12 protein-coding genes and 2 pseudogenes are annotated in these 12,636 nt (G+C 56.6%); 13 read left to right on the top strand and 1 reads right to left on the bottom strand.

Going from position 1 to position 12,636, the window contains the following annotated elements; genetic code table 11:
- From M0974_RS20165 to M0974_RS20115, 10 genes and pseudogenes are all read left to right on the top strand, one after another.
- Nucleotides 1-338 (top strand): annotated as a pseudogene (locus M0974_RS20165) (oxidoreductase); the annotation flags it as partial.
- Between the two features lie 188 nt (nt 339-526).
- Nucleotides 527-1,657: a class II histone deacetylase gene (locus M0974_RS20160; protein WP_297840755.1), complete on the top strand. Its 1,131-nt coding sequence runs from the start codon at nt 527-529 to the stop codon at nt 1,655-1,657.
- Nucleotides 1,654-2,829, top strand: coding sequence for an MFS transporter (locus M0974_RS20155; RefSeq protein ID WP_297840751.1), 1,176 nt, complete (start codon nt 1,654-1,656; stop codon nt 2,827-2,829). The genes M0974_RS20160 and M0974_RS20155 overlap by 4 nt, the downstream gene beginning before the upstream one ends.
- A gap of 174 nt (nt 2,830-3,003) precedes the next feature.
- Entirely contained in the window at nt 3,004-3,984 is a 981-nt protein-coding gene (locus M0974_RS20150; protein ID WP_297840748.1) for a DMT family transporter, read from the top strand.
- A gap of 151 nt (nt 3,985-4,135) precedes the next feature.
- Nucleotides 4,136-5,337, top strand: a pseudogene (locus tag M0974_RS33350) (PLP-dependent aspartate aminotransferase family protein).
- A gap of 91 nt (nt 5,338-5,428) precedes the next feature.
- Nucleotides 5,429-5,659 carry a hexameric tyrosine-coordinated heme protein gene (locus tag M0974_RS20135; RefSeq protein WP_297840744.1) on the top strand — a complete coding sequence of 77 codons (231 nt, stop codon included), beginning with the start codon at nt 5,429-5,431 and terminating at the stop codon, nt 5,657-5,659.
- Nucleotides 5,660-5,729: 70 nt separating this feature from the next.
- Complete coding sequence (locus M0974_RS20130) at nt 5,730-6,356, top strand: glutathione S-transferase family protein (protein ID WP_297840743.1); 627 nt, start codon at nt 5,730-5,732, stop codon at nt 6,354-6,356.
- A 4-nt stretch (nt 6,357-6,360) separates the two neighbouring features.
- Nucleotides 6,361-6,858 (top strand): Lrp/AsnC family transcriptional regulator, encoded by a 498-nt coding sequence (locus M0974_RS20125; RefSeq protein WP_297840741.1) that lies wholly within the window; start codon nt 6,361-6,363, stop codon nt 6,856-6,858.
- A gap of 92 nt (nt 6,859-6,950) precedes the next feature.
- Nucleotides 6,951-7,844, top strand: coding sequence for a helix-turn-helix transcriptional regulator (locus tag M0974_RS20120; RefSeq protein WP_297840739.1), 894 nt, complete (start codon nt 6,951-6,953; stop codon nt 7,842-7,844).
- Between the two features lie 99 nt (nt 7,845-7,943).
- Entirely contained in the window at nt 7,944-9,026 is a 1,083-nt protein-coding gene (locus tag M0974_RS20115; protein WP_297840734.1) for a patatin-like phospholipase family protein, read from the top strand.
- 41 nt (nt 9,027-9,067) lie between these two features.
- Here M0974_RS20115 and M0974_RS20110 read toward each other — a convergent pair whose 3' ends face one another.
- Entirely contained in the window at nt 9,068-9,601 is a 534-nt protein-coding gene (locus M0974_RS20110; RefSeq protein WP_297840730.1) for a hypothetical protein, read from the bottom strand.
- Between the two features lie 265 nt (nt 9,602-9,866).
- On the opposite strand from M0974_RS20110, the gene M0974_RS20105 reads away from it, so the two are divergent.
- From M0974_RS20105 to M0974_RS20095, 3 genes are all read left to right on the top strand, one after another.
- Nucleotides 9,867-11,321: a catalase gene (locus M0974_RS20105; protein ID WP_297840728.1), complete on the top strand. Its 1,455-nt coding sequence runs from the start codon at nt 9,867-9,869 to the stop codon at nt 11,319-11,321.
- A gap of 91 nt (nt 11,322-11,412) precedes the next feature.
- Nucleotides 11,413-12,156 carry an SDR family oxidoreductase gene (locus M0974_RS20100; RefSeq protein WP_297840725.1) on the top strand — a complete coding sequence of 248 codons (744 nt, stop codon included), beginning with the start codon at nt 11,413-11,415 and terminating at the stop codon, nt 12,154-12,156.
- Nucleotides 12,157-12,194: 38 nt separating this feature from the next.
- A partial coding sequence (locus M0974_RS20095; RefSeq protein WP_297840723.1) for an SDR family NAD(P)-dependent oxidoreductase occupies nt 12,195-12,636 on the top strand: 442 nt, incomplete at its 3' end.

The raw sequence follows: 12,636 nt of genomic DNA, 5'->3' as shown, positions 1-12,636 counted from the left end.
CGGGGGCATTTACCAAGGGCACCAACCATTTTGCGCATTCCGGTTCGCCGGCCGACAAGGCATGTGCTGCCGAATACGACAACGGCCCTTATGCCGGGTTGCCGGAGCAAAGTCTTAAAGGACTGGCAGCCCTCGAACCGGCTGACGCCGATGTCGGCGAGGTGGCCAACGCCATCGTCGAAATCGTCGGCATGCCCTTCGGCACCCGCCCGTTCCGCCGCCATATCGATCCGTCCCAGGACGGCGCGGAAATCGTCAACGCCATGGCCGACCGGGTGCGCGCCGAAATGTTCCGCCGCATTGGCCTGGAAGACCTGCTCAAGGCCACTATTCGCTGAAGCAGTCCTCCCTACAAAGCGGCCCGAGGAATTCCTTGGGCCGTCATCGCTCCCGAAAGATTGACGCGTTTGAAGGGATCACCTACCCCGATAGTGGCATTCTCTCCTCCTTGCCTTCCTCCTACTCTGCTGACTAATTCAGCATTTTCGAGGGTTAATTCGATGACAGTTCGGCGAGGGTTAGTGCAATGAAAACCGGTTTTGTCTGGCATGAAATTTACATGTGGCACTCGACCGGATGCCACGCAGGAGTCTATCGCCCAGGACTGACTATTCAGCCCGGAATTCCTTTCGAAGAGGCACAAACCAAACGGCGCTTCAAGAATTTGCTGGACGTCAGCGGTCTCAGTGAACAGTTGCACCCAATCACGGCCGTGGCACTGACCGAAGAACAGTTGCAACGCGTGCACACTGCCGCGTATTTGAGTGAGCTTAAACAACTGAGCGATGGCACCGGCGGACAATTGTGCGCCAATACACCGGTGGGCAATGGCAGCTACGACATTGCCAAACTGGCTGCTGGTGGCGTGGTCTCTGCGGTAGACGCCGTTCTGCTGGGGGCGGTAAAAAATGCCTACGCACTGGTACGTCCTCCGGGCCATCACTCAGAGCCGGACAAGGGTCTGGGTTTCTGCTTGCTGGCCAATGCCGCGCTGGCTGCCGATCATGCATTGGACTACTACGGCCTTGAACGCGTGGCGATCGTTGACTGGGATGTTCATCACGGAAATGGTGCACAACGAATCTTTTGGGAGGATCCGCGAGTTCTGACGATCTCGATCCACCAGGATGGCAACTACCCCGCCGATTCGGGCCACGCCAATGAACTGGGAGCCGGTCCAGGCTTGGGGTACAACCTAAACATTCCGCTACCGGCCGGCTGCGGTGAAGGGGCCTACCTGCACGCATTCGACACCTTGATTTTGCCCGCTCTTCGCGCCTACCGCCCGCAATTGATCATCGTGCCTTGTGGCTTTGATGCAGGAGCCTATGACCCATTGGGTCGCATGATGCTGCACAGCGACACCTATCGAGGCATGACCCGGCGAATGATGGCGGTAGCAGATATCTGCTGTCAGGGTCGGCTTGTGCTGTGTCATGAAGGAGGTTACGAACCCAACACCGTGCCTTACCTGGGACTCGCCGTTATCGAGACGCTGAGCGGGCTGCTTACGGCTATCACCGATCCCAATCTTGCTGATATGCGGGGTTTGGCAGGGCAAGCGCTGCAACCCCATCAGCGCGAATGGATTGCTCACTTGCAGGAAGAACTTCGTGGTCCGCTGCTGTCCGGTATGAAAAAAGGATGCTACGCATGAATACATTGTCGACATCGAAAAGATTGCTAACTAACACGAGCTTGCGTTTGGCCACAGTGGTCATCTTTTCGGCCATCGGCCCGTTAGTCCTGCTGGTGGCTCCTGCTCTGGCCAGTCGCTACATCGTGGAACTGGGATTGAGCACGCAACAAGTGGGTTTTCTATTCACCATGGAACTGGGTGCTATGGCTGTCGCCACCCTGCCCGCCTACTTCATGATGAAACGCCTTAGCTGGCGACGAATAGCCCTCTGGGCGGCAGTAGTGTTTATTCTGGGCAACCTGCTGACGGCAGTCCTCCTGCACGGCAACCAACCCTTATACGTGTTGTTGCTTGTAGTGCGCTTTGTTAGTGCGTTTGCCGAAGCGTGCCTGGTTTTGGTGTGCATGGGCACGGCAGCGACCTTGGCCAATACCGCCAGAGCCTTTGGTCTGTGGGTATCGGGGCAACTGGTACTGGCGGCCGTTAGCCTGCATTTCATGCCTCGTCTGTTCGAACACGGCGGTGCTGCGAGCTTCTTCCTGTTGATGGCGATCGTTACCACGTTTTGTTTTCCGCTGGTATTCAGCCTGCCGGCGCAGGGCACTGTGCATGATGTCCGCAAACCGGCTGCGGGTGACTCTGGCATCACGGCAAAAGCCTCTCTGGGTATGTTGGCGATATTTCTTTTCTACCTCAGCCTGAGCGGTATCTGGACATTCGTCGGTGAGTTGGCCACGCGTCACGCTATCGCGGCTACGGACAGCGCCGGCGCTCTGGCCACAGCAACCTTGATGGGCATCGTTGGCGCACTGATAGCAACCTGGGTCGGCCATCGTGGCCCGCGCACTCTGCTTGTCGCCTTCGGCTTTGCGCTGATGGGAAGCAGCCTGCTGGGTCTGCTTGGCGATTTGACCTTGATGCGCTACGTGATCGCCGCCTGTGTGTTCAAGTTTGCCTGGACCTATACGCTGCCCTTCCTGATGACCGCCATCAGCGAACACGATCATCAGGGTGGTCGTCTGGTGGTGCTTTCCAACCTGGCAATCTGCGGTGGCCTAGCAATCGGTCCGTCATTCGCTGCGAGGTTGCTGGGCGAGCAAAGCAACTACAGCGGCTTACTTTGGACTTCTGTCGGGCTCTGCGGTGCTTCCTTCCTGGCAATCGCCCCCCTGACCGTGCGTATGCGTTGACGTTTTTTGAACATCCGTTCGCCCGAAGATCTCCATCAGACAAATATCCTGCAAAACTGCAACACGATAGGGATTACGTCTGCGCACGACTCAAATTCAAGACAACTCAGACGAAAAATCTGCCAGCCCCTCCGTAGCATTTGCATTGTCTCGTTTTGACTACCGGGTGGTTACATGTCTTGCACCAGCGATCAGCAACCCTATGCCGCACAGGCATCAACAACTTCACGACCGACAATCCGGTTATCGCCTCAGGCCAAGGGCGGGCTGTTACTGCTCGCCGCAATCATGATCTGGGGCGCCAACTGGCCAGTGATGAAACTTGGACTGAGCCATGTCAGCCCGCTCTGGTTTTCGGCGACCCGCTTTGCATCGGGAGCATTGTGCCTGTTTGCCCTGCAACTGATGACCGGCACATTGCGCCTGCCAACCCTTGCGGATATGCCACTGATCGTCAGCGTCGGACTGTTGCAGATGCTCGCCTTTACCGCCCTGGGCGCGCTCGCCATGACCCACATCGAGGCCGGCCGGGCAATCCTGGCCTACACGACGCCCCTTTGGGTGACGCCCGTGGCGATCATTGTCCTGCGTGAAAAACTGTCTGCACGGCAGTTGATGGGTACGGCATTAGGTGTGGTCGGTGTTCTGGTGCTGTTCAACCCGCTCACTCTGGACTGGGGCGACGGCGTTCTCGTCAAGGCTAACCTGATGCTGCTGCTCGCTTTATTTTGCTGGGCCATGTGCATCCTGCACTTGCGCCACTCGCGGGCGAAGGCAACGGCCTATCAGTTGGCCCCATGGCAAATGCTGCTGGCCACATTGCCCTTGGCGGGCCTCGCTCGATGGATTGAAGGGCCATTCAGCGGCGATGGCTCCAATACCTTGTGGACGGTGTTGCTGTTTGTCGGCCCGCTGGCGACGGCGTTCTGTTTCTGTGCGGTCAATGCGGCAAGCATGTGGTTATCGAGCACCAGCATGTCATCGGCCATGCTCGCCGTTCCGGTGGTGGGTTTGTTGATGTCGGTCTTCTTCCTTGGAGAAAGCCTGACTCCGGCATTGGTCATCGGCATTCTTTCCATCGTCGGTGGAATCCTGGTGGTGACGGTCAGTGCTTCGAATAAATCAGTAACTGGCGACGGCAATCCAGCCAAGTAAAGGGCCATGTCCCTCATCACGATATCAACGCTGTAAATATCACATAGTACTCAAATGCTCTGTATTCATAGTTATGAGCTTTATAGAATCAACCACACATTCACTTCGAGCCGCCGCACCCAGTGGCCCCCTCTGATCGGGATGTAGAAAGATGACCCAAGACCTGGCAAAACAGTCGCTCGGCATGCGTACTCTGGCAGTCCATGCCGGGCAGGAACCGGATGCGATGACCGGCGCTATCGCTACGCCTGTTATCACCACATCTTCGTATTCGTACGAAGACTTCGATACCGGCGTGAGAAGGTTCAACGGGCAGCAACCGGGTTATCTGTACAGCCGTTTTGCCAATCCCACGGTTGCCGTCTTCGAGAGGAAAATGGCGATTCTGGAGTCCGGCGAAGCCGCTGTTGGCTGTGCCAGTGGCATGGCCGCGATCAGCGCGACATTGATGGCATTACTCTCGGCGGGTGACGAGATTATCCATGTCGGCACCTTGTATGGCGGCACCGAAGGCGTGATTCGTACCCTACTGCCCAGATTCGGGATCGTCCCCCGCTACGTCGCTGACATTGAAGACTTGCCGGCGGCCATCAACAACCAGACCAAAGTGGTTTATGTGGAAACCCCCGCCAACTCCGTTCTGGCATTGTCGATCTCGCTGGGATCGCCCGGATAGCCAAAGCCGCAGGCATCGTCAGCGTTGCCGACAATACCTTTTCGACGCCTTGTATCACGCGTCCATTGGTGTTGGATATTGATGTGGTGGTGCACTCGGTGACCAAATACATCAGTGGCCATGGTGACGCCACGGGCGGTGTTGCGGTGGGCAGTCACGTCATTATTGAAAAGATCCGTACCTTGGGCATGAAGCAGTTCGGTGGGTGTCTGAGCCCGCACGAAGCCGCCATGTTGATCAGAGGTCTGAAGACCCTGCCCCTGCGTGTAGAAGCCTGTTCATTGAGCGCGCAAAAAATTGCCGAGTCGATCGCCACTCATCCGGCCGTGTCTCAAGTGTTTTATCCCGGGCTCGAATCTCACAAGGGGCATGAGGTGGCACGGCGTCAGATGCAATTGTTCGGCGGCATCCTGGCCATTGAACTCAGGGGTGGGCAGCCGGCGGCAAGGACATTCCTGGACAGCCTGGTACTGGTCACTCAAGCCGTTTCAGTGGGCGACACCGACTCTTTGGCTTGTCATCCGGCGACCACCACACATAGCGCCGTGGCGCCAGACGTACGCCTGCAATGCGGGGTCAGCGACGGGCTGGTCAGACTGAGCATTGGCATCGAAGACAGCAAGGACCTGCTTGAAGACATTCATTGGGCGCTGGATTGCGCGCAAGACAATATCTGACGCCAGACTTCGATAAGTTGGAATTACAGTCATTAGTAATCCTCCCGCGCTCTTAATTACAGGATCGCATTTTTGGGTACAGGAGACAGACATGAGTGATATTTGGTTGAGTACATTGATGACTGAAACACCTCAGGAAGGATTTGAGTTAGCAGTACTGCTGAGCCGCAGAGGCGTTAAAACGAGACAGCCAGACGTGGAGGTGCTCAAGAAACTGCGCCCCATCTACGCTAACAATGCCGACTCACTGACAGCGGCCTCGCAGGTGATCGCATTGAACTTCCAGACCATCGCCGCCGCCAACGGTTACTGGCGCAGCTGATCCAACTGCGCAGCGCTGATTGGTTGAGCTGTATTCAGAAGCTGTTCCATATAGCACGTCAGAGAAAACTATGCAGACAACACTGGTTATCGGGGATTTCAGTAAATCCTCCTGGGCATTTCGCGCGTGGTTGGTTCTGGTGACAGCTGATGTTTCTTTTAAGAATATCAAAATCAAACTGGAGGAAAAAGACACTCGTGAACGTATCCTGAAGTACTCCCCCTCAGGGAAAGTGCCCGTGCTACTTCAGGACGATTTGGTCATCAACGACAGCCTGGCCATCTCGGAATATATTGCCGAGCGTCATCCTGACGTTCACTTGTGGCCGCAGTCGCAACAACTTAGAGCATTAGCGCGTGCCGCAGCGGCGGAGATGCATTCAGGTTTTCCTAATGTGCGTACGCAGATGCCGTTTGGCGTGAATACCGGCGATGTGCCGGACGTTCTGACCGCCGAAACGAAAGAAGAGATTCAGCGCATCTTCGACATCTGGAGCCACCTGAGAACGGTCAGCGGCGCCACGCAATTTCTCTACGGTGATTTCGGCATTGTGGACGCCATGTTTGCCCCTGTGGTTTTCCGCTTTCGTCGCTACGGGATTGTCGTGCCTGCATCACTACAAGCCTACGTCGATGCAATGCTGGCTTACCCACCAGTGCAGCAATGGCTGCAGTTGGCTGCCGAAGAGATGGATTGATCTGATGAAAATCCTCGACCGAATCGATATTCGAATTCTCAACATGTTGCAGCAAGAAGCGAGTATCTCCAATGTCGATCTTGCGCGTTCGGTCAATCTCACGGCGACACCTTGCTTTAACAGGGTAAGGGCGTTGGAAGAGTCGGGGGTGATCAAGCAACAGGTGACCTTGTTGTCACCTGAAGTGCTGGGCCTGGACGTCAACGTCTTCATCCACGTCAGCCTGGAGAAACAGGTGGAGAACGCGCTGCAACATTTCGAAGAAGCCATCGCCAAGCGCTCGGAGGTCATGGAGTGCTACTTGATGACGGGTGACGCGGATTATCTGTTGCGAGTGGTGGTGCCGAACATTTATGGGCTGGAGCGATTCATACTCGACCATCTGACCAAGATTCCCGGGGTTGCCAACATTCGCTCCAGTCTGGCCCTCAAGCAAGTGCGCTACAAAACCGCGCTGCCGCTACCGCCGGATGGCATGGCTCTCACTCCTGCGCGGCGTTGAGCTTGCTCACCCATTCGCCGCAAACACAGGTCGACAGGTGGCATCTTTCTTGCTGAAGCGTGCGGACAGTAATTGAACCGAGTCACGAATAAATGTCACTTCAAGAGTTCTTATCCCTTCCCCACCTCGTTGATTGGCACCGTGAGCTCGTCACGTTGCTAGAGGGCTGCCGCCGCCCGGATTTCCCACGTCAACTCTCGGCCACACTGAAGCTGATCATCGACCATGAAAACGTGATTCTCAAGGTCTACCAAAGCGACAACGACAAACCGCATCTGTTATATCACGACTACCCTCGCGCACTTGAGCCGCAATACATTGATCGCTATCTGAGCGCCGCGTACCTGCAGGATCCGGTGCTGTATTCGATTCGCAGTGGCTCGAGTACCGGCATCTTGCAGATCAACAGCCAGACTTGCCAATTGCAGGGCTCAGAGTACTTCGACATGTACTATAAGGAGCTGCGGCTGGACGACGAAATTGATGTGCTGCTGCCTATCGACAATCGTTGCCACCTGGTGCTGTCTATCGGCCGTCGAGGAACGCCCCCCACTACCCCGTGCGAGCTTCAGGCGCTGCAGAACCTCTATCCGATACTCGTACATTTGCTGGGTGATTATTGGAAGCACAACATTGAGCAGTCGTTCAACCAGCAGAGCCAAGTGGCGTTGGAGCATGCATTGCTGCACTTCGGAAACAGCTTGCTGACCCGCCGCGAACGGGAAATTGTCGCGCTTATGCTCAACGGCAACAGCAGCAAACACATTGCCCGGCAGCTCTCGATCAGCGTCGAAACAGTGAAAGTTCACCGCAAGAACATCTACACCCGGTTGAACATCAATTCCGAGCTTCAGTTGTGCAGTCTGTTCCTGAAGAAAAGCTGCGACTTCCATACCCTAGCTGAAACATCCGCAGCCCGCGTTCGTGAGCCTTTGATCCACCTTCCGCCTGGTGCTAGCCAACAGAGCAGTGATCTCTCTGAGTAGCCTTATATACCCTTGACGCGAGCCATTTCATTCTTCATCAGCACAGCGCTGCTCAGTGCCTGCGGGTCACTGAGCCGACCGGCAATCGATACGCAGTCAGTGATTCAAGCCCCACAACATTTCACCGCCATCGAGCGTTTCCGCTTTATCGCCAGCGACCACGCTCAAGCCATGCAGTTCATGCATCGCTGGGAAGCTGACAGAGTTAAGGCCGGACGTAAAGGCGTGACGGCGTTGGCCGTTTCGGGTGGCGGAGCGAACGGTGCCTTCGGTGCCGAAGTATTGGTGGGATGGACCCATACCGGAAACCGGCCCCAGTTCGATCTGGTTACCGGTGTCAGCACTGGCGCCCTGATCGCCCCCTTAGCGCTCGCTGGAAAATACTGGGACGCGCGCCTGAGTAATGCCTATCACAGTGAGTCCGCCCAGAGGCTGACGTATCAGGGAATAGGTGTGTTGAGCCGCCCTTCACTTTACAGCGGAGGGTCGTTGGCCGACCTCATTGCGCAGAACACTAGTGCGGAGCTTCTGCACGCGATCGCCGCCGAGCACCGAACCGGTCGCAGACTGCTGGTAGCAACCACAAACCTGGATACCCAGCAAACCAGCGTATGGGACATGGGCAGCATTGCTCTGTCGGCTGAAGAACCAGGAAACGCGGGGCAGGCATTGGCGCTGTTTCGCACGGTGCTCACCACTTCTGCCAGCGTGCCGGGTATCTTCCCACCGATTCTGATCACGGACGGCAGCACGACCGAACTGCACGCCGATGGAGGCATCAATGCACCCTTTCTCCTCTTACCTGAAGCGCTGACCCGCTGGCAGATAAAGAGCATCAACCTGCGACCCGAGCGGATCTACATCATCATCAACGGTCAGGCCGAAGCTCACGCTCAGCCTCTCAAAGGAGGAGCTCTGGCGATCATGGGCAGGTCCTTCGAGTCGATGAGCCGGGCCAACACCAGAATCCACCTGGCCGTCGCGGCAGCCTTCGCCAAGCGTCATGGCGTGCTTCTGAACTACACGGAACTGCCTGCCAATATCGAATCCAACCCATTGGACTTCAGGGCTGAACGAATGGCCGCACTCTTTGAAATCGGCAACGCAACCGCAAAAAAACTGTACGCCGACGATTTCGGTACGGTCACGGTCGTGAACGGGCAGCCCAAACTGGCACATTGAGGTCGAGGCAACCACACCGACCTCAATGCGAGTGCAAGAGGTCAGCGAGCGGATTGGAAGAGTCTTTTGTAGTAAGCCTTGCCGGCGTCCAGGTGCTGGTCAAAAGCGAACCCCTGAAGGCGCATGGCCTCCATATCTGCCCGTTTTATGCGCATCACATAACTGTGCTCGGTGACGATCAGTTTGCTTGGGGAGGTGGCTTGCGCAGCGCTGAACCATTTACCAGGATCATTGTTCTTGGCGGGGTAAAGCTGCCCCCCGACTTCGACTTCCCAGGCACCGTCGAGCAGGATCCAGAGATCATCCGAGGCCGGTATTGCATCGGAGTAACTGGCCACTACCGTGCCAGACTCCGCGCCCCACTCGCGTGAATGTTCGATGACCCAACGCAACTGTGGCTTGCTGAGCGCGGTGAAAAAAGGTGTGTTTTTAAGCAGGTACAAATAGGTAGTTCCCGGGGTCATGATTCGGTCCTCGTGTTCAGTTGTCACCCCATCGGAAGGCCGAGTCGCACAGGCACCGAGGATCAGCGCCGCCAACGCGAACCCTATTGTTAGAAATTGACGATTGGTCATGTCTCGCTCCTGGATGAAGGGTGGAAGAGCCCTCAGCTTCCATTATTTAAAAAGGAAGATAATTACCCTTTCCTTAGCAATACAGTTCAATTTTCTCCAACAATCTTCTTGGTCCCACCCGTGCGATTTATCACGTGCCTGCGCACGCTTCTCTACCCTCTTGGGGGTATGTCTCTTTCCGATTGCAAAATTTAAGCTGAAACGATTCAGGCACCTGTTTTACGGGGTAAAACAGGTTTTTTGCGATAGATCGGAAGGAAGCGGCATGAGCAAGACACTGACCACCACAGCAGGTAACCCGGTAGGCGACAACCAAAACTCCTTGTCCGCAGGCGAGCGCGGCCCGCTTTTGCTGCAGGACGTGCACCTGATCGAAAAACTCGCGCATCAAAACCGTGAGCGCATTCCTGAACGTGTGGTTCATGCCAAAGGCTGGGGCGCCTTCGGTATGCTGACCGTCACCCACGACATCAGCCGCTACACCAAAGCAAGACTGTTCAATGAAATCGGCAAACAGACCGAATTGCTGATGCGCTTTTCGACGGTGGCAGGAGAGTTGGGCGCGGCGGATGCCGAACGTGACGTGCGAGGATTCTCGGTCAAGTTCTACACCGAAGAAGGCAACTGGGACGTGGTGGGCAACAACACGCCGGTGTTCTTCCTACGCGACCCGATCAAGTTTCCGGACTTCATTCGCACTCAAAAACGCCACCCGACCTCAAACCTGCGATCACCTGCCGCAATGTGGGATTTCTGGTCACTGTCGCCGGAAACCCTGCATCAGGTGACCATCCTATTTTCCGATCGCGGCTTGCCCACGGATGTGCGCCACATCGACGGCTTCGGCTCGCACACCTTCAGCCTCATCAACAGCGATAACGAGCGGTTCTGGGTCAAGTTCCACTTCAAGACGCAGCAAGGCCATCGTCACTGGACCAACGAAGAAGCGGCCGAGGTCATCGGACGCACGCGTGAATCGACCCAGGAAGACCTGTTCAGTAGTATCGAACGCGGCGACTTTCCTCGCTGGAAGCTCTGCGTCCAGATCATGAGCGAAACAAAGGCCGATGCCTGGTCCGCTCGCACCGGATGGAATCCGTTCGACCTGACCAAGGTATGGCCTCACGCCGACTTCCCGCTGATCGAAGTAGGGGTGGTCGAACTCAATCGCAATCCGCGCAACTATTTCGCCGAAATCGAGCAAGCCGCTTTCTCTCCTTCGAATGTGGTACCAGGCATCAGCTTCTCGCCTGACAGGATGCTTCAGGGGCGGCTGTTTGCCTACGCCGACGCACACCGCTATCGGCTCGGAACCCACTATGAAGCACTCCCAGTCAACGCTCCGCGCTGCCCGGTGAACCACTACCACAAAGATGGCGCTATGCGCTTCTTCGCCAACGATACCGGCAATCCCGATGCCTATTACGAGCCCAACTCCGTCGGCGGCCCGACCGAGAATCCCGCATACCGCGAGCCAGCTCAAAGTCTTGCAGGTGTCATTGATCGCTTCGATCACCGCACCGGACAGGATGACTTTACCCAACCCGGCAACTTGTTTCGCCTGTTCAACGAGCAACAGCGTGAGCGCTTGTTTAACAACATTGCAGCCGCCATGCAGGGCGTACCGGAAGCCATCGTGCGCCGACAACTCGAGCACTTCCATCGCGCAGACCCTGCTTACGCTGACGGGGTAGCCAAGGCGCTTGGATTGCTGCGCTAACTGGTTAGGCAAAACGGATGCAATGAACGCTGGATAAAGACACTGGACCGGAGCGTCGCCTGTCGACGCTCATCACACTTGAGGGCAAACAATGAACGTTCACAGCAAGAAGCAAGTGGCAATTGTTACGGGCTCGTCCCGGGGGATCGGCGCGGCGATTGTCGAGCGACTCGCAGCCGATGGTTTCGCGGTGGTGATCAACTATTCCGGGAACGCGGCACCAGCCGAAGCGCTAGCCCGCAAGATCGAACAATCCGGCGCACAGGTGCTGACAGTCAAGGCCGATATCAGCGATACGAGTGCCGTGCGTGCGTTGTTCGAGGCCACCGAAAACGCTTTTGGTGGTGTCGATGTACTGGTCAACAACGCCGGCATCATGGCGCTCTCGACCATCGCCGAAACCGACGATGAAACCTTTGATCGCCAGGTCGCTATCAACTTCAAAGGGACCTTCAATACGTTGCGAGAAGCCGCCAAACGCTTGCGCGACGGTGGACGCATCATCAACTTCTCGTCCAGCGTCGTCGGTTTGCTGCAACCCACCTATGGCGTCTATGCCGGCACCAAAGCGGCCGTCGAAGCCATGACCAGCATCTTCGCCAAGGAACTGCGTGGCCGCTCGATCACCGTCAATTCGGTCGCTCCAGGCCCGACTGCCACCGATTTATTCCTCAACGGCAAACCTCAGGAAGTCATCGATCGTCTGTCCAAACTGGCGCCACTGGAGCGATTGGGTCAACCCGAAGACATCGCCAGCGCGGTGGCCTTTTTGGCAGGGCCCGATGGGGCCTGGATCAACGGCCAGAGCCTGCGTTCCAACGGCGGCATTATCTGATTGATCATACCCATCCTATTCGCGTTCAGGAGTTCACCATGAAACAAATCATTGTCATCACCGGCGCCTCCAGCGGTTTCGGTGCCCTCACTGCTCGTGCACTGGCTCAGGCCGGGCACGTCGTATACGCCAGCATGCGCGAAACCCAGGGACGTAATGCGCCGCAAGTCGCCGAGGTCGCCCGCTACGCCGAAGAGCATCAGGTCGATCTGCGTAGCGTCGAACTCGACGTCGCTTCCAGCGACTCCGTGGACGCCGGCATCGCCAACATCATCGCTGAATGCGGTCGTCTCGACGTAGTCATCCACAACGCCGGCCACATGTCCTTCGGACCCGCCGAGGCCTTTACGCCCGAGCAGTTCGCCCAGCTCTACGACATCAACGTGCTGAGCACCCAGCGGGTCAATCGCGCCGCGCTGCCGCAATTGCGTAAACAGGGTAAAGGCTTGCTCGTGTGGGTGTCCTCCAGCAGCGCACGCG

Origin of the sequence: Pseudomonas sp., from assembly GCF_026224925.1 — a bacterium.
GTDB lineage: Bacteria > Pseudomonadota > Gammaproteobacteria > Pseudomonadales > Pseudomonadaceae > Aquipseudomonas.
This window is presented reverse-complemented; position numbering and strand designations above follow the sequence as displayed.